16 protein-coding genes are annotated in these 16,914 nt (G+C 60.2%); 11 read left to right on the top strand and 5 right to left on the bottom strand.

What is annotated here, in order from left to right:
* Nucleotides 1-175 precede the first annotated feature (175 nt).
* The 3 genes from acnA to D6858_RS15810 all read left to right on the top strand — a co-directional run bounded on the left by acnA (nt 176) and on the right by D6858_RS15810 (nt 3,923).
* Nucleotides 176-2,848, top strand: coding sequence for an aconitate hydratase AcnA (gene acnA, locus D6858_RS08695; protein WP_120109078.1), 2,673 nt, complete (start codon nt 176-178; stop codon nt 2,846-2,848).
* A gap of 166 nt (nt 2,849-3,014) precedes the next feature.
* On the top strand, nt 3,015-3,353 hold the full coding sequence (locus D6858_RS15815; protein WP_165859672.1) for a hypothetical protein: 339 nt from the start codon (nt 3,015-3,017) through the stop codon (nt 3,351-3,353).
* A 54-nt stretch (nt 3,354-3,407) separates the two neighbouring features.
* On the top strand, nt 3,408-3,923 hold the full coding sequence (locus D6858_RS15810) for a hypothetical protein (RefSeq protein ID WP_165859671.1): 516 nt from the start codon (nt 3,408-3,410) through the stop codon (nt 3,921-3,923).
* Nucleotides 3,924-4,501: 578 nt separating this feature from the next.
* Here D6858_RS15810 and ruvB read toward each other — a convergent pair.
* The 3 genes from ruvB to ruvA all read right to left on the bottom strand — a co-directional run bounded on the left by ruvB (nt 4,502) and on the right by ruvA (nt 6,674).
* Nucleotides 4,502-5,530, bottom strand: a complete 1,029-nt coding sequence (ruvB, locus tag D6858_RS08685; protein WP_120109074.1) for a Holliday junction branch migration DNA helicase RuvB — start codon at nt 5,528-5,530, stop codon at nt 4,502-4,504.
* On the bottom strand, nt 5,530-5,943 hold the full coding sequence (locus D6858_RS08680; protein WP_240623774.1) for a DsrE family protein: 414 nt from the start codon (nt 5,941-5,943) through the stop codon (nt 5,530-5,532). The genes ruvB and D6858_RS08680 overlap by 1 nt, the downstream gene beginning before the upstream one ends.
* Before the next feature lie 125 nt (nt 5,944-6,068).
* A complete protein-coding gene (gene ruvA / locus D6858_RS08675; RefSeq protein WP_120109072.1) occupies nt 6,069-6,674 on the bottom strand; it encodes a Holliday junction branch migration protein RuvA in 606 nt (201 codons plus the stop codon).
* Nucleotides 6,675-6,799: 125 nt separating this feature from the next.
* On the opposite strand from ruvA, the gene D6858_RS08670 reads away from it, so the two are divergent.
* The 8 genes from D6858_RS08670 to D6858_RS08635 all read left to right on the top strand — a co-directional run bounded on the left by D6858_RS08670 (nt 6,800) and on the right by D6858_RS08635 (nt 15,137).
* Nucleotides 6,800-7,150: a hypothetical protein gene (locus D6858_RS08670; RefSeq protein ID WP_165859670.1), complete on the top strand. Its 351-nt coding sequence runs from the start codon at nt 6,800-6,802 to the stop codon at nt 7,148-7,150.
* 52 nt (nt 7,151-7,202) lie between these two features.
* Nucleotides 7,203-7,508, top strand: a complete 306-nt coding sequence (locus tag D6858_RS08665; RefSeq protein WP_120109068.1) for a hypothetical protein — start codon at nt 7,203-7,205, stop codon at nt 7,506-7,508.
* A gap of 133 nt (nt 7,509-7,641) precedes the next feature.
* Complete coding sequence (gene aroC, locus D6858_RS08660; RefSeq protein WP_120109066.1) at nt 7,642-8,709, top strand: chorismate synthase; 1,068 nt, start codon at nt 7,642-7,644, stop codon at nt 8,707-8,709.
* Nucleotides 8,710-8,855: 146 nt separating this feature from the next.
* Nucleotides 8,856-9,422: an alkyl hydroperoxide reductase subunit C gene (gene ahpC, locus D6858_RS08655; protein ID WP_120109064.1), complete on the top strand. Its 567-nt coding sequence runs from the start codon at nt 8,856-8,858 to the stop codon at nt 9,420-9,422.
* Between the two features lie 116 nt (nt 9,423-9,538).
* The gene (gene ahpF / locus D6858_RS08650) at nt 9,539-11,140 is read left to right on the top strand and encodes an alkyl hydroperoxide reductase subunit F (RefSeq protein ID WP_120109062.1); all 1,602 of its coding nucleotides are present in this window, start codon (nt 9,539-9,541) and stop codon (nt 11,138-11,140) included.
* A gap of 119 nt (nt 11,141-11,259) precedes the next feature.
* Entirely contained in the window at nt 11,260-13,458 is a 2,199-nt protein-coding gene (gene katG, locus D6858_RS08645; protein WP_120109060.1) for a catalase/peroxidase HPI, read from the top strand.
* Between the two features lie 82 nt (nt 13,459-13,540).
* Nucleotides 13,541-14,512, top strand: a complete 972-nt coding sequence (gene trhO, locus D6858_RS08640; RefSeq protein WP_120109625.1) for an oxygen-dependent tRNA uridine(34) hydroxylase TrhO — start codon at nt 13,541-13,543, stop codon at nt 14,510-14,512.
* The gene (locus D6858_RS08635) at nt 14,502-15,137 is read left to right on the top strand and encodes a glutathione S-transferase (protein WP_120109628.1); all 636 of its coding nucleotides are present in this window, start codon (nt 14,502-14,504) and stop codon (nt 15,135-15,137) included. Before trhO ends, D6858_RS08635 begins: the two co-directional genes overlap by 11 nt.
* Nucleotides 15,138-15,157: 20 nt before the next feature.
* On the opposite strand, the gene D6858_RS08630 is transcribed toward D6858_RS08635, so the two are convergent.
* Nucleotides 15,158-15,730: a Smr/MutS family protein gene (locus D6858_RS08630; RefSeq protein ID WP_240623773.1), complete on the bottom strand. Its 573-nt coding sequence runs from the start codon at nt 15,728-15,730 to the stop codon at nt 15,158-15,160.
* The gene (mltA, locus tag D6858_RS08625; protein ID WP_120109058.1) at nt 15,727-16,905 is read right to left on the bottom strand and encodes a murein transglycosylase A; all 1,179 of its coding nucleotides are present in this window, start codon (nt 16,903-16,905) and stop codon (nt 15,727-15,729) included. Before mltA ends, D6858_RS08630 begins: the two co-directional genes overlap by 4 nt.
* Nucleotides 16,906-16,914 lie beyond the last annotated feature (9 nt).

The raw sequence follows: 16,914 nt of genomic DNA, 5'->3' as shown, positions 1-16,914 counted from the left end.
GGTCTTATCATGGAACGAACAAAGTAATCCTTCGCATCTGCACCATCGTCTTACTTGACGTTGCGCCGGGATACGCGCAGGTGCCCGGGCACATATCCCATACCCGCCGCAGGGGCCATCCAAGGCTGCCCGCGGCCTCACGTTTGAAGCCACAGGCGAAAGGATTGACGCGCGCATGACCCAGGTCGGTAAGGACACGCTCGGAACCCGCAGCACACTCAAGGTAGGCGATAAGGAATATGCCTACTACTCGCTGAACAAGGCGGCCGAAAAGATCGGTGATGTATCGAAACTGCCGTTCAGCATGAAAGTCCTGCTGGAAAACATGCTGCGCTTCGAAGATGACGGTTTCACCGTCGGACGCGAACATGTGCAGGCCATCGCGGACTGGCAGAAGAACCCGGTCACAGGCGAAGAAATCCAGTATCGCCCGGCGCGCGTACTATTGCAGGATTTCACCGGCGTTCCCTGCGTGGTCGATCTGGCCGCCATGCGCGATGCCATTGCCAAGCTCGGCGGCGATACCGCCAAGATCAATCCGCAGGTTCCGGTGAATCTCGTGATCGATCACTCGGTAATGGTCGATGAATTCGGCACCCCCAAGGCGTTCGCTCAGAACGTCGAGCTGGAATATCAGCGTAACGCTGAGCGGTACGACTTCCTGAAATGGGGCTCCAAGAGCTTCCAGAATTTCTCCGCCGTGCCTCCTGGCACCGGCATCTGCCATCAGGTGAACCTCGAATATATCGGTCAGGGCGTATGGTCGACCGAAGATGCCGATGGCAAACTGGTCGCCTACCCCGATACCTGCGTCGGTACTGACAGCCACACCACGATGATCAACGGCCTCGGCGTGCTGGGCTGGGGCGTCGGCGGAATCGAAGCCGAGGCCGCAATGCTCGGTCAGCCGGTTTCGATGCTGATCCCCGAAGTCGTCGGCTTCAAGCTGACCGGCGAACTGGCCGAAGGTGTCACCGCCACCGATCTGGTGCTGACCTGCGTGCAGATGCTGCGCGAAGTTGGCGTTGTGGGCCGCTTCGTCGAATTTTACGGTCCGGGCGTGTCGAATCTCAGCTTGGCCGACCGTGCGACCATCGCCAACATGGCCCCTGAATACGGCGCAACTTGCGGATTCTTCGGCATCGACCAGAAGACGCTGGATTACATGCACCTCACCGGCCGCAGCGAAGAAACCATCGCGCTGGTCGAAGCATATGCCAAGGAACAGGGCCTGTGGTTCACGCCGGAAAACGAGCCGGTGTTCACCAACACGCTTTCGCTCGACATCGGCAGCGTTGTCCCCTCGCTCGCCGGGCCGAAGCGCCCGCAAGACAAAGTTATCCTCCCCGAAGTGGACGAATTGTTCAACTCGGACCTCAAAAAGCTGTACGGTAAGGATGCCCCCGCGCGCGTCGATGTCGATGGCAGGGATCACGATATCGGAGACGGCGACGTTGTGATCGCCGCAATCACCAGCTGTACGAATACGTCCAACCCCGATGTTCTGGTTGCTGCCGGTCTTGTGGCCAAGAAAGCCAACGAACTGGGCATGCAGCCCAAACCGTGGGTCAAGACCAGCCTCGCACCCGGATCGCAGGTCGTTACCGATTATCTGGTGAAAGCCGGCTTGCAGGAACACCTCGACGCAATCGGTTTCGATCTTGTCGGCTACGGCTGCACCACCTGCATCGGCAACTCCGGCCCGCTTGCCGAACCGATCAGCAAAGCAATCAACGGCAACGATATTGTTGCCGCCAGTGTGCTGTCGGGCAATCGCAACTTCGAAGGGCGCGTATCGCCCGATGTGCGCGCCAACTTCCTCGCCAGCCCGCCGCTGGTTGTGGCCTATGCGCTGAAAGGCACCGTCACCACCGATATGGTCGACACGCCGATCGGGCAGGATAAGAACGGCAATGATGTGTTCCTGAAGGACATCTGGCCGACTAACGCCGAAGTCGCGGAAATCCGCGCCGGTGCAATCGACCGTCAGATGTTCGAAAGCCGCTATGCCGATGTCTACAAGGGTGACGAACACTGGCAGGCAATCGAAGTCGTTGGGTCGGACACCTATCAGTGGCGCGCCGGTTCGACCTATGTCGCCAACCCGCCTTATTTCGACGGGATGGAAATGACCCCGGCGCCGATCACCGACATCGTCGACGCCAAGCCGCTGGCCGTTCTGGGCGACTCGGTGACCACCGATCACATCAGCCCCGCCGGCTCAATCAAGGCCGACAGCCCCGCAGGCGAATACCTGCTGGGTCACCAGGTCGCCAAGCAGGACTTCAACTCTTACGGTAGCCGTCGCGGCAACCATGAAGTGATGATGCGCGGCACTTTCGCCAATATCCGCATTCGCAACGAAATGGTTCCCGGCATCGAAGGCGGAATGACGCGCTATAACGGCGAAGTCATGCCGATCTACGACGCCGCGATGAAGCATAAGGCCGACGGCACCCCGCTGGTTGTGGTCGCCGGCAAGGAATACGGCACCGGTTCCAGCCGCGACTGGGCAGCCAAAGGCACTCTGTTGCTGGGCGTACGCGCGGTCATCGTCGAAAGCTTCGAGCGTATCCACCGTTCGAACCTTGTCGGGATGGGCGTGCTGCCGCTGCAGTTCACTGGCGGCGACACACGCGAATCGCTGGGTCTCACCGGTGATGACAGCTTCACCATTCATGGTCTGGCCGATCTGACGCCGGGGCAGGATGTCGAAGTATCGGTCACCCGTGCAGACGGCAGCAGCTTCACCTTCACTGCGAAGTGCCGCATCGATACCGCGAACGAGATGGAATATTACCGCCACGGCGGCATCCTTCAGTACGTTCTGCGGAAACTCGCAGCCTGAGATCGGTAAGACGGCGATGTTATCCATTCAGCGGATCCGGACAGCCGACCGCTGAATGGCCGACCGCCAGAGCGGTATTCGTCTAAGAGCACATAATGAAAGGGGCGGCCTCCTCTCGGAAGCCGCCCCTTTCGCATACAGCCGACCGGGGGGTCAGGCTGCTTGCTTGGTCTTGAACTTGCGCCGCGCCAGAACTGCCGCTGCGGCCGCGCCGAACAGAATGGTCATCGGCGGTGCCGGAACAGGTGTGCCGCTGCTGCCGCTCGATGAAGAGCCGGAAGAGCTGCTGCTCGACGAAGAAGACGACGACGACGAAGACGAACTGCTGCTCGACGAAGAGCTGGAACTGGTCGAGCTCGTCATATTGCCTGTGCTCGAACCGATCCCACTGCTGCTGCTTGAGGAGGAGGAGGAGGAGGAGGAGGATGACGACGAAGACGACGAGCTGCCAGAGCTCGACGAGCTGCTGCCTCCGGAGCTGGTCCAGCCCGACGAAGAACCGTGATGGCCGCTTGAACCACCGTGGTGACCACTCGATCCGTGGTGTCCGCTGGAGCCGTTGCCACCCGACGAGCTGCTGCTCGACGAGCTGCTGCTGGACGATGAGCTCGAAGAACTACTTGAGGAGCTGCTGGATGACGAGCTGGACACGTCACCGGACGAGCTCGAAACATTACCAGACGAGCTGGAGACGTTGCCTGAGGAGCTGGAGACGTCGCCTGAGGAGCTCGATACATTACCCGAAGAACTGGAAACGTTACCCGATGAGGACGAAACAGCACCAGACGAGGAGGAGACGTCACCAGAGGAACTCGACACGTTACCAGAGGACGAGCTGATGGTCCCCGAACTCGACGAAGTCGAACTGGTCACTCCACCAGTCGTAGTCGAGCTGACCACCACGTTGCCCCCGCCGCTGGAGCCGCCACCGAAAAAGCCGCCAAAGAAGCCGCCTCCAAATCCGCCGCCAAATCCGCCGCTGCCGCCAATCACGGTTACTCCGCTGCTGCCACCGCCCGACATCGGGGGGGCTGCGGGCAGCGGCATCGGCGCAGGGACCATCGCCATACGATAGACTGGCGGGCATTCTTCTGTGCCTGCGCCAATCTGACGCGACGTACCGCCTGTGAACATGCCTCCCGCGTAACCGGATGCAGCACCGTCGATCGGCTCACAGCTCACTTCACGACGCACAATACGGCGCTTGCGCTGCACGGTTTCAGGCACTTTGCGTTTTGCGACGTGACGCACTTTCTTGACGTACTGCTTGGGCGCGGTCTTGACCGATTTGATATTGGCCTGGTTCGCGATCGGTTTTTCGGCAACGTGCACTGCACCGCCTGCCAGCAGAGCGGTTCCTGCTGCAGTGGCTGACAGTTTCGCCAGGGCCATTTTTACCGACATGGGCACGTACTCTCATTTCCAAACGGGGAATCCGACCGGCGATTCCGGCCCGGTTACTCCCCTGTGCTGGCAGGAGAGGGCAGTGAGTCATCACCGGCAATTAAATTAACCACGAAAAGTTGCGCCCAATGCGAATTTTCTGGGTCAAATGTGGCTTCAGCAACAGTCTGTCCCAAAGTGATACCACTTAGCTAATCGCGATTAACGATATTTAACTCCAGACTACCAATCCGCACGATCGCCCGCGAATCATTTGTCGCTATCGAACAGGCCGCCCGTGGCTGGGCGGGGCGGTTTCATATCGACATGCGCCCACCCCGCATCGTTAAGGCAGCGCCCCCGTGCGGTGCGGGCAACCAGCCCCAATTGTATCAAATAGGGTTCGATCACTTCTTCGATCGTATCGCGCGGTTCGGACAGGCCCGCGGCGAGCGTTTCCACACCGACCGGCCCGCCTTTATATGTCCCGGCGATCATCATCAAATACCGCCGGTCCATCGCATCCAGACCAAGACGGTCGACTTCCAGCCGGGTAAGTGCGGCATCGGCCATCGCAGCGGTGACAATGCCGTTGCCTGCCACATGGGCAAAATCGCGCACCCGCCGCATCAGCCGGCCAGCCACCCGCGGCGTACCTCGGCTGCGCCGCGCAATTTCACGCGCACCGCCGGCATCGATTGGCAGATCGAGCAGTCGCGCGCCACGCGTGACGACGTGTTCCAGTTCTTCAACGGTATAGAAATTGAGCCGCACAGGAATACCGAACCGATCGCGCAGCGGAGTAGTCAGCAATCCCTGTCGCGTGGTTGCCCCAACTAGCGTGAACGGCGGCAGATCGATACGGACGGAGCGCGCCGATGGCCCTTCCCCGATAATGATATCGAGCGCCCGATCTTCCATCGCGGGATAGAGCACTTCCTCCACAACGGGATTAAGTCGATGTATCTCATCGATAAACAAAACATCATTCGGTTCGAGATTAGTCAACAGCGCGGCAAGGTCGCCTGCCTTGGCAATCACCGGCCCGCTCGTAGCGCGAAAGCCTACGCCCAGTTCTCTGGCGATGATCTGCGCCAGTGTCGTCTTGCCCAGACCGGGCGGGCCAAAGAACAGAACGTGGTCCATCGCCTCCCCTCGTCCGCGCGCAGCTTCGATGAATACCCGGAGGTTATCCCGCGCAGCTTCCTGTCCCACAAATTCAGTGAGCGATTTGGGGCGCAGTGCCGCATCGGGATCGTCCGGTTGGCGACTGGCCGTAAGGTTGGGGTTATCGGTCATCAGAACGGATTTTCGCTGTAGCCTTCGTTTGCCAGCAGCGCATGTGCGGTCATCGCGGAAAGAGCCAGTTCCACTCCCGGTTCTAGATCGCCCTTCTCCATTCCCATCCGCGCCGCACTCTGCCCGCAGAGAATGATCCGCACACCATGGTCGAGCAGTGCGCGGGTGAGGGGCTGGTTGGGGTTTGCCGCTCCGCCATGTGTCTTGCTCCATGCGGAGTTGGACAGAAGATCGGGCCCGGCCGTGCCGTGCACCACCACAGCCGCGTGAATAGCATCCCGAGGCATTCCGGCAGCAACGTTCATATTGATAAATCGCGCTACGCTCTCGAACGTTTTGTTCAGCGCACCGTCTTTCGCGCCGACCGAACTGTCGAACGCAACCTTGAATTCCGTGCCAGGCGGTATTGGCATGTCGGACTCTACCGGAGCGTGCGAGCCGAATTCCGCAAAAACCGGTCCTTTGACAAACCCACCAGTATCCGCCGCCTGTGCCGAAACAGCAAAGGAAAGTGCCGCGAGTGCAATGACTATTCGCATCATCCCGCCGCTCTCTTCAATGCGACACGGATCAGGTCGCTTTCGCCCGCTCCTTCGCCCAGTTCACTAAGTGCGGTGGCCACGGCACGGGCCGCAACCGCTGGTTTAAATCCCAGGTTTTCCAACGCACTGACTGCATCGGCGCTAGCCCCGCCACCTGGTGCCAGCGTTTGCGCCGCCACACCGCCGGATATTAGGGGAAGAGCGCCTGCCTTATCCTTCAATTCGTTCACGATGCGCCCGGCCAGCTTCGGGCCGACGCCTTGCGCGCGCGCGACCATCGCTGCGTCGCCACCGGCACAGGCCGCCTGCACTTCTTCGGGTGACAGCGCAGACAAAATTGCCAGAGCGACCTTGCTGCCCACCCCCTGAACCTGAGTCAGCAACCGAAACCAGTCCCGCTCCGCCGCTGAGGCGAAGCCAAGCAGGCGCATGTCGTTTTCGCTCACCTGCAGATCGGTGAATACCGTGCACCCCTCCCCCACTTCGCCAAGGGCGGCGAGCGTTTTGGTGGAACAGTGAACCAGATAGCCGACGCCGGAAACATCGATCACCGCCCAGTCGGTGCCGGTTTCGTCGAGCAGGCCCTTAAGCTTTGCAATCATGGTTTGTTCTTGCCTTCTTCAGCCGCGGATTGGAAGAGAGGAACACAAACCTTTTCCCGACAAGCCTGCCGCACCCGACAGACATGCCGATTGCAATCGGCACCCCACAGACCTAAAATTCAATCGTGACTGGCTCCTTCCCTCGCATGACCCAATGGTTCGCAGCATTGCTGCTGGCGATCATCGGCCTTCAGGCGATGCCGCCCAGTCCGGTGCCGGTGCGCGTCGAACATGGCTCTGCCTTCAGTGCCAGCACAGTCGAAGTGGCGTTGCCGATCCGGCGCGAGGCGACAAGCGAGATCAGGGAAATTGCCAAGGCACCCGCTTTGGTTTCCCAAACGCCCGGCCCGCGCTTCGTCTGGAGCGTTCCGGTTATTCAGCCACATTGGCCTGCAAACCGGCAGACTGCGCCTCCGCCGTCGTTGCGCCCGCTTAAATCGCCACCAGCGCCCAGAGCACCGCCCATCGCGACTTGATCGTTCATCCGCGCATCGCGCGGGCAAGCTTACGATTTAAGGACGCACAATTATGCATAATGCCGATTCCGGCATCGCCACCGGCGATGTCGATCGTTTCGATCAGGTTGAAGCTTTGCTGGGACGTTATCCGGCAATCTCACAGGACGAATTAAACGATCTCAAACATTGGTTTCGCAAGGAAGCCAGCGCGTTCGAGGTGGCCAGTCTGGCCAGCAAGGAAGCGATTCACTATGGCTATGCCCAGTTCCGACGGGAACATATCGATGTTTTCTCTTTCCGCGACGTCGGAAAAGGGCTCATCGCTGTAGCGGTACTGATCGCCATTGTGGGAGGCCTTTGGTTACTTGGAGTGTAGCGCCGATTCCGTGGGGAAGCGGGGCAATCTCCGCTCCCCATTTACACCCGAAGCAGCTTCGAAAGACCCGCTTGCCGGTGAACAAGCATCGGGCACGTGGACTTGTCGGGCGCTTTCGGCAAAAAGCAACGCCATGAGCTGGAACACATTCGGTCGCGTTTTGCGCTTTACTACCTGGGGCGAAAGCCATGGCCCTGCCCTTGGTGCAGTAGTGGACGGCTGCCCGCCCGGCTTGATGCTGAGCGAAAGCGACATCCAGCCTTACCTCGATGCCCGCAGACCGGGGCAGAGCAAGTTCACCACGCAGCGTCAGGAGCCTGACGCCGTGCGTATTCTGTCAGGCATATTCGAAGGGCGGACAACCGGCACCCCAATCAGCCTGATGATCGAAAATGTCGATCAGCGGAGCAAGGATTACTCCGAAGTCGCCAAGGCATATCGCCCCGGACACGCCGATTATGCGTACGACGCCAAATACGGATTTCGTGACTATCGTGGCGGTGGGCGTTCTTCGGCGCGGGAGACTGCGGCGCGTGTGGCGGCGGGCGGCGTCGCCCGCAAGGCCATTCCCGAAGTGTCGATCGTAGCCTATGTCAGCGAAATCGGCGGCGATGCCATCGACCGTAGCAATATCGACCTGAGCGAAATCGACCGTAACCCGTTCTTCTGCCCCGATCCCGCCGCCGCCACCCGTTGGGAAAGTTTGGTGGATGATGCCCGCAAGGCTGGTTCATCACTCGGCGCAGTCGTCGAATGTATCGCCACTGGTGTGCCTGCCGGTTGGGGGGCACCGATCTATGCCAAGCTCGATGCCGATCTTGCCGCTGCGATGATGGGCATCAATGCCGTAAAAGGGGTCGAAATCGGCGATGGCTTCGAAGCGGCAAAACTGACCGGTGAAACCAACGCCGATCCGATGCGACCGGGTGAAGACGGCCCGCAATTCACCGCCAATCACGCTGGCGGCATAGCTGGCGGAATCTCAACCGGGCAGCCAGTGGTCGTGCGGGTCGCATTCAAGCCGACCAGTTCGATTCTCACACCGGTCGAAACGATCGACCGCGATGGCAACGCCGCCGAGATTCGCACCAAAGGCAGGCACGATCCATGTGTCGGCATCCGCGGAGTTCCTGTCGTTGAAGCTATGATGGCGCTTGTGCTGGCCGATCATAAGCTGCTTCACCGGGCACAGTGCGGTTAAATTCAGCCACTTGCTTGATTAAGGAGCCAGTCGTTCAACCCTGATCGATAAAATCGATTGTTGCAATCGCACAAATCTACTTTTCCGCAGCGCAGCAATGACTAACTGATGGAGCGAGTTTCCAACCCTCCAGAGGAGATAAGATCATGGGTATCATCGGCAGCACCATCAAACCTTTCAAAGCAACCGCTTTCCAGTCCGGCAAGGACTTCTTCGACGTGACCGAAGAAGACGTGAAGGGCAAATGGGCAGTGTTCTTCTTCTATCCGGCTGACTTCACCTTCGTCTGCCCCACCGAGCTGGAAGACCTTGGCAAGCAGTACGACGCCCTGCAGGGCATGGGTGTCGAAGTGTACGCCGTGTCGACCGACACGCAGTTCAGCCACAAGGCATGGCACGACACCAGCGAGAAGATCGGCAAGCTCAAGTATCCGTTCCTTGGCGACCAGCTCCACACGCTGAGCAACAACTTCGGTGTGCTGCGCGAAGAAATGGGTCTGGCTGACCGCGCAACTTTCGTCGTCGATCCCGATGGCGTGATTCAGGTCATGGAAATCACCTGCGAAGGCGTTGGCCGCAACGCGGAAGAACTGGTTCGCAAGATCAAGGCTGCACAGTACGTCCGCAACAACCCCGGCCAGGTTTGCCCCGCCGCGTGGGAAGAAGGCGGCGAAACGCTCTCGCCTTCGCTCGACCTCGTCGGCAAGCTCTGATCGCGTAACGCGACACAGGCTGAGCCTATTCACGGGGAGGCGGGCGGACACGTCTGCCTCCCCGTTTTCATAAAATTTGCACTTACAGACATTGCATAACCGGAAAGGGGCCCGCCGTGCTCGACGCCAACCTGACACAGCAGCTCAAAAGCTATCTTGAAAACCTGCGCGAACCGATCGAACTGATTGCCTCCCTCGACGATGGCGAAAAGTCGGCGCAGACCCGTGAACTGCTTACCGAGATCGCTGCTTTGCATCCCAAAGTGACTGCCAGCTTCGATGGCAGTAACGAACGCAAACCCAGTTTTGAAATTCGCAGCGCAAACAATCAGCAGCGTTCGGTGCGGTTTGCCGGGCTGCCAATGGGGCACGAGTTTACCTCGCTGGTTCTTGCCTTGTTGTGGGCTGGAGGACACCCGCCAAAGGTCGATGCCGATCTGCTGGAGCAGGTACGCGGCCTGACCGGGCCACTCGATTTCGAGATGTATTTCTCGCTCTCTTGCCACAACTGCCCCGACGTAGTGCAGGCACTGACCCTGATGGCGCTGGAAAACCCCAACGTGACGGCGACCCTTATCGAAGGCGGGGCCTATCAGAATGAAATCGATGCGCGTCAGGTAATGGGCGTGCCCGCGACCTTCCTCAACGGCGAACCGTTTTACAACGGCAAGATGGAACTGGCCGAAATCGTCGCCCGCCTCGACAGCAGTGCGAGTGAGAAGGCCGCTGCCAAACTGACCGCGCAGGAACCGTTCGAAGTGCTGATCATCGGTGGTGGCCCCGCCGGGGTGGCCAGCGCAATCTATACCGCGCGCAAGGGGTTCCGCACCGGAATCGCCGCCGAACGGTTTGGCGGGCAACTGAACGACACGCTGGGCATCGAAAACCTGCCCGGCACCGAATACACCGAAGGCCCGCGCCTCGTCACCGATCTTAAAACTCAGGTCGATGCCAATGCGATCGAAGTGATGAATCTCGCCCTTGCCGAACGTCTCGAACCCGCAACACAGAAAGGGGCGCTGCACACCGTTCATTTCGCCGGTGGCGGCACCTTGAAAGCGCGCGCGTTAATTCTGGCCACAGGTGCCCGCTGGCGCAATCTCGGCGTGCCGGGCGAAGCCGAATACCGTAACAAAGGCGTCGCCTATTGCCCGCACTGCGACGGGCCGCTGTTTAAGGGCAAACGCATTGCCGTGATCGGCGGCGGCAACTCAGGCGTCGAGGCAGCAATCGATCTGGCTCAGGTTGTTGGCCATGTCACGCTGATCGAATTCGATCACCAGTTGCGAGCAGACAAGGTCTTGCAGGACAAACTGCGTTCGATGGACAACGTGGACATCATTGTGTCCGCTCAGACGACGGAAATTACCGGCGCCGATGGCAAGGTGAATGCGTTGAAACGGAAGGACCGCAATTCAGGCGAAGAGCATACACTCGCGCTCGAAGGCGTATTCGTCCAGATCGGCCTCGTGCCCAACAGCGAATGGCTGAAGGACAGCGGCATCGAACTGTCTCAGCATGGCGAAATCGTCACCGATGCGCGCGGGGCGACCAACCTGCCCGGCGTGTTCGGAGCGGGCGACACGACCACCGTGCCTTACAAGCAGATCGTGATCGCCATGGGACAGGGTTCGACAGCGGCGCTTTCCGCGTTCGATTACCTGATCCGCAACGTCGCAATCGATGAAGACACGCAAACGGCCGAGGCAGTCGCCTGATCGCTTGAATCGATCATAATTACACATCTAATCTGTTAGACCGATAATATGGAAACTCCCATACTGTGTGGCATTGGTCGAATGACCACCCACTTATTGCCGCACGAGGAGAGTTTCCGATGAACGCAGAAGCAGGTTCGATGTCAGGGGGCGGTTGCCCGTTCCACGGTGGAGGCGATGGCGGTGTGCGAAGCCTGCTGGGCCGGACCAATCGCGATTGGTGGCCCGATGCACTCCAGCTCGACATCCTCCATCAGGGGACGAGCAACCCCGATCCGATGGGAGACGATTTCGACTATACCGAGGCATTCAACGCTCTCGACTATAATGCGCTGAAAGCCGACCTGAAAGCACTGATGATCGATAGTCAGCCGTGGTGGCCGGCTGACTATGGTCACTACGGTCCGTTCTTCATCCGCATGGCCTGGCATGCCGCGGGCACCTACCGCACCGCCGATGGTCGCGGCGGGGCCAACAGCGGGCAGCAACGCTTCGCCCCGCTCAACTCCTGGCCAGACAACGCCAACCTCGACAAGGCACGCCGCCTCCTTTGGCCGATCAAACAGAAATACGGCAAGCATATCAGTTGGGCCGATCTGCTGGTGCTAACCGGGAATGTCGCCATCGAAAGCATGGGCGGCCCGGTCTTCGGGTTTGGCGGTGGACGGAAGGATGTGTTCGAGCCTGAAACCGATGTCTATTGGGGCACGGAAGAACAGTGGGTCGGTGAAGGTGCGGAAACGCGCATTCAGCCCGACAAAGATCTGGATATCGAAAACCCGCTGGCCGCGATCCAGATGGGCCTGATCTACGTCAATCCGGAAGGGCCCGGCGGCAACCCCGATCCTTTGGCCTCCGCCCGCGACATCCGCGAAACATTCGATCGTATGGCAATGAACGACGAAGAAACCGTGGCGCTTACCGCGGGCGGTCACACGTTCGGCAAATGCCATGGCGCAGGCGATGCCTCGTTGGTCGGCGCAAGCCCGGAAGGGGCGGACATCGCATTTCAGGGCCTGGGTTGGACCAGCGGCTATAACACCGGAATGGGCGGTGACACCATTACCTCTGGCCTCGAAGGGTCATGGACTAACACGCCCATCGAATGGACGCAGAACTACTTCCGCCTTCTGCTGGATTACGAATACGAAATCGTTGAAAGCCCGGCAGGTGCAAAACAGTGGCAACCCATCGATCAGCGGGAAGAGGATATGGCCCCGGCGGCACACGATCCCTCCAAACGCGCGCCGACAATGATGACCACTGCCGATATAGCGCTGAAGGCTGACCCGGAATACCGCAAGATATCCGAAAAATTCCGGGCTGACCCGAAGGCATTCGAAGATGCATTCGCCAGGGCATGGTTCAAGCTGACCCATCGCGACATGGGGCCCAAGTCACGCTATCTCGGGCCGGAGGTTCCTGCAGAAGACCTGATCTGGCAAGATCCGGTGCCTGCCGGCACAACCCCTGCCGACGCCGATGTGGCCGCTTTTAAACAGGCCATCCTCAACAGTGGTCTTACAATTGGCCAGTTAGTCAAAACCGCATGGGCATCGGCTGCGACCTATCGCAAATCGGACCATCGCGGTGGTGCCAACGGAGCGCGCATTCGTCTCGCTCCGCAAAAAGACTGGGCTGTGAACGAACCGGCAGAACTTCAGGCTGTTCTCGGCAAAATCGACGAACTGCGTGACGCACTCTCGATGGCCGATGCCATCGTGCTGGCGGGGTCGGCAGCGGTCGAAAAGGCGGCCAGCGACGCTGGCTATGCAGTGTCTGTTCCGTTCACTGGCGGACGGGGCGATGCAAGTCAGGAACAAACCGATGCATATAGCTTCGAACCGCTCGAACCGCAGGCCGATGGTTTCCGCAATTATCTGAAGACGAAGCTGAGCGTGAAGACCGAGGACATGCTGGTCGACCGCGCTCAATTGCTCGGGCTTTCCGCGCCGGAAATGACTGTGCTGATCGGCGGGCTACGCGTACTCGGTGCCAATCAGGGCGATCGTCCGCACGGGGTTTTCACCGAGCGCAAAGGGCAACTGACCACCGACTTTTTCACCAACCTGCTCGACATGAACACCGCGTGGAAAGCGGCGGACGACAGTGGGGACGAGGAGTTCGTCGGCTCCGACCGGGCGACTGGCAAGGAGAAATGGCGCGCCACGCGCACCGATCTGATCTTTGGATCGAACAGCCAGTTGCGCGCCATTGCGGAAGTCTACGCCGAAAACGGCAACGAAGAGAAATTCGTCAAAGACTTCGTAAATGCCTGGACCAAAGTGATGAACGCCGGTCGCTTCGATCTGACTTAGGTTCCCGCAGGAGAGCACCCGCGGCAGCAATGCCGGGGTGCTCTTTCTTTTCGGGCAACGCGGTTCACGCTATGGAGCCGCCATGCCTGATACCGAGTCATCTGCCGCCCCCTCTGTTCGCGTCGCAGCACTTTATCGTTTTACCCGATTTGCCAATCATACGGCTCTGCGTGAGCCGCTGCTCGCTATATGCAAAGCAAATGATATTCGCGGCACGCTGTTGCTCGCGTCCGAGGGTATAAACGGCACAATTGCCGGTTCACCGGAGGGAATCGACGCAGTATTGGCGCATATCCGCGCGCTGCCGGATTGCGCCGACGTCGACGTGAAGTTTTCCGCTGCATCGTCGATGCCGTTTCATCGCATGAAAGTGCGGCTGAAGCGCGAAATCGTAACGATGGGGCAGCCCGGCATCGATCCACGCTACACCGTAGGCACTTATGTCGATCCAGCGGAGTGGAATGACCTGATCGCCGATCCCGAAACAATCGTGATCGACACCCGCAATGATTATGAAGTGGCGGTTGGCACCTTCGAACGGGCAATCGACCCCAAAACCGCGACCTTCCGCGATTTCCCGGACTGGTTCCGGGCGCAGCGTGTTCGCCTGTTGGGCGAAGGCAAAGCACCCAAAGTGGCCATGTTCTGCACCGGTGGCATTCGCTGTGAAAAGTCGACAGCTTTCCTCAAGCAGGAGGGGGTCGAGGAGGTGTTTCACCTTAAAGGCGGCATTCTCAAATACCTCGAAACGGTGCCGGAAGAAGAGAGCCTGTGGCGCGGCGAATGCTTCGTCTTCGATCAGCGCGTCACGGTTGGACATGGACTGGCGGAAGGTAGTTACGGCCTATGCCATGCATGCCGCCGCCCGGTGAGCGATGCCGACCGAGCCTCTCCCCTGTTCGAAGAAGGCGTCAGTTGCCCCGCCTGCCATGCGGAGCGAACCGACGCTCAGCGCGAGTCCTATCGTGAACGCCAGCGGCAGGAATTGCGCGCCGCTCGGCAGGGACTCACTCATGTCGGCGCTGTGTTTGCCGACGGACATGATGACAAATAGCGCCGCGCCGGTTCTCTACAGCTTCCGTCGCTGCCCCTATGCGATGCGGGCGCGCCTTGCGCTGATGGTAAGTGAAACGCGCTGCCAGTTACGTGAAGTGAAGCTGTCGGAAAAACCGGCCGCCTTGATCGCCGCTTCGGCCAAGGCCACGGTGCCTGTCCTGGTTCTGCCCGATGGGACAGTGATCGACGAGAGCATCGATGTGATGCGCTGGGCACTTGCCCGCAACGATCCCGAAAACTGGCTGAATCGCGACGATCCCGCGCTGATTGCTGCAAACGACCGGAGCTTCAAACACGCCCTCGACCGATACAAGTATCCAGATCGCCATCGATCAAAACCGTTGGAGCATCGCGAAAGCGGGCTGGAGTTCTTGCGTGAACTCGACGCACGTCTGGCCACTGCCAGTCAGTTATGCGGCGCTGACAGAGGGCTGGCGGATATGGCTGTCTTTCCCTTTGTCCGTCAGTTCGCCGCAGTCGACCGGGAATGGTTTAATACCCTGCCGCTGCCGCATTTGCAGCGATGGCTGGCAGGCCACCTCACGTCCGACCTGTTTGCAGCAATTATGATGCGGCCCAAACCGTGGGCAGAGGGCGATGCTCCGATCTGGTTTGCCGATTAAGCGATGGCTGCAAGATATGCTCAGCCGCGTGGACGTCTGAGAACGAGATAGAGCGCGCCCTCGCCCCCATGGCGGCGATGCGCTTTGCGGATGGCTGCGATGGCACTGCCATGTGGCCCGGCTGCCAGCCAGTCGAGTAATTTGGAGCGAATGGCTCCGCGACTGTCCCCCCGGTCTGCCGCCGGTGCGCCCCTATCCTTCCCTGCGATCAACAGCACCACCCGCGCGCCCATTGCTCGCGCCTGCGCCAGTCCTGCATCGAGACGCGCGTGGGCGGCCTCCAGTGTATGCCCATGCAGGTCGAGCGTGAAATCAGGCTCTATCGCGCCTCGCCCGAAGCGCCGGTCCCAGTGCGAATCCAGCCCTCGTCCGGTTGGAGCGGCAGGGGGTGGTAGCGCAGCGCGAGGGGGACTGACCGTAGAGAGCTTCGACTTGACGGGCCGGATAAATACGGGGGGCGCCTTGCCCGCGGGCGGTATGGTCGCACCCTGTTCCGCGACCGGCATGGTGCGCCCCGCGATCGGCGTCACGGTGGCGGCGACTTTCGCCCAGATCGCCGCTTCCTCCGCAGTCAGTCCGCGTGGAGGCTTCACTGGCTCCGCAGGCGCGCGAGCGTCCCCTTGGGCACGAATATCAGGGCATTGCCCCGCGTACTCATCCCGCCTGCAATGCGGCGCGCGTCTTCGCCGGCACCCCAGAAGGTATCGAACCGGTTGGCCCCCTTGATGGCCCCGCCGGTATCCTGCGCGACCCACAACCCATTCGCTTCCGGACGGTCCATCGCCAGCCACACCGGCGCTCCCAGCGGGGTGAACGCGGGATCGGCTGCTACAGAGCTTTCCCGGCGAACCGGCACACCCATCGCTCCCAATGGTCCATCGCCGGTCAGTTCGCGAAAGAATATCCAGCTCTTGTTGAGGTTCATCAACGCTCTGCCATCTTCCGGGTTTTCACGCATATAGGCCATCAGGCCCTGCATAGAACCGGGGTATTGGCCGGGCCCGTCTCCCAGCAATCCACGTTGGCGCAACACGGAACCGATGCCGACATATTCGCGGCCATTCTGACCGACATAGCCGATCCGCATTACCGTGCCATCGGGGGCGACCAAACGGCCAGACCCCTGTATTTGCAGGAAAAAGAACTCTACCGGGTCAGCCACCCAAGCAATTTCGAGGCCCCGCCCGGCGAGAGCACCGGCTTCGATTTCGGCGCGCTCATAATAAGGAACGAAAGCACCGGTTTCATCGTATCGCCCCAGCGGAGCGCGCCCTGTCCGTTCGCTTTCCGGTGTAGAAGCGGGCCAGGCGCGCACAAGATCGTCTGGCAGCGCATAGACCGGCACATCGTATCCAGGAATGTGGGTGCGACTGCCGTGGATCTCCGGCTCGTAGTAGCCGGTCGCGAACGCGGTGCCGTTTCCGACCCGGACAGTTTCGAAATAGCGCGCGAAAAACGCCTGTGCGTCGTTAGGCTTCCAGGCAGATGCCGCCGCGCACGCAGGTTGCCAGTCGGCACTGATTGTCAACCCCGAAGCATCGTTGCGGGCCAGCAATTTGGGGCAACTTTCACGGAAAGACGACAGCGCATCGAGCGCATCGCGCGCACCGATACCCAGCGATTCAATCGCCGGTCCCGCCGTGACTCCTGCCTCTACAGCATTGGTTGCGGTGGGCGGCTTAACCGCTTCGGTTCGGGGCGCAGGTACGCACGATGCCAGCAACAGGGCACCGGCCAGCGCCCCGGCAAGTCTGAAACGACCGGTCATTACCCCCCA

Source organism: Tsuneonella suprasediminis (assembly GCF_003605755.1).
Taxonomy (GTDB): Bacteria; Pseudomonadota; Alphaproteobacteria; order Sphingomonadales; family Sphingomonadaceae; genus Tsuneonella; species Tsuneonella suprasediminis.
The sequence above is the reverse complement of the archived record's forward strand: the minus strand, read 5'-3'. Positions and strand labels throughout refer to the sequence as shown.

Excerpts from the sequence above, each read along its gene's own strand:
- acnA (WP_120109078.1), top strand. The coding sequence starts at position 176 with ATGACCCAGGTCGGTAAGGACACGCTCGGAACCCGCAGCACACTCAAG.
- ruvA (WP_120109072.1), bottom strand. The coding sequence starts at position 6,674 with ATGATTGCAAAGCTTAAGGGCCTGCTCGACGAAACCGGCACCGACTGG.
- katG (WP_120109060.1), top strand. The coding sequence starts at position 11,260 with ATGAACGCAGAAGCAGGTTCGATGTCAGGGGGCGGTTGCCCGTTCCAC.
- D6858_RS08680 (WP_240623774.1), bottom strand. The coding sequence starts at position 5,943 with ATGCCAATACCGCCTGGCACGGAATTCAAGGTTGCGTTCGACAGTTCG.
- mltA (WP_120109058.1), bottom strand. The coding sequence starts at position 16,905 with ATGACCGGTCGTTTCAGACTTGCCGGGGCGCTGGCCGGTGCCCTGTTG.
- aroC (WP_120109066.1), top strand. The coding sequence starts at position 7,642 with ATGAGCTGGAACACATTCGGTCGCGTTTTGCGCTTTACTACCTGGGGC.
- ahpC (WP_120109064.1), top strand. The coding sequence starts at position 8,856 with ATGGGTATCATCGGCAGCACCATCAAACCTTTCAAAGCAACCGCTTTC.
- D6858_RS08665 (WP_120109068.1), top strand. The coding sequence starts at position 7,203 with ATGCATAATGCCGATTCCGGCATCGCCACCGGCGATGTCGATCGTTTC.
- trhO (WP_120109625.1), top strand. The coding sequence starts at position 13,541 with ATGCCTGATACCGAGTCATCTGCCGCCCCCTCTGTTCGCGTCGCAGCA.
- D6858_RS08635 (WP_120109628.1), top strand. The coding sequence starts at position 14,502 with ATGACAAATAGCGCCGCGCCGGTTCTCTACAGCTTCCGTCGCTGCCCC.
- ruvB (WP_120109074.1), bottom strand. The coding sequence starts at position 5,530 with ATGACCGATAACCCCAACCTTACGGCCAGTCGCCAACCGGACGATCCC.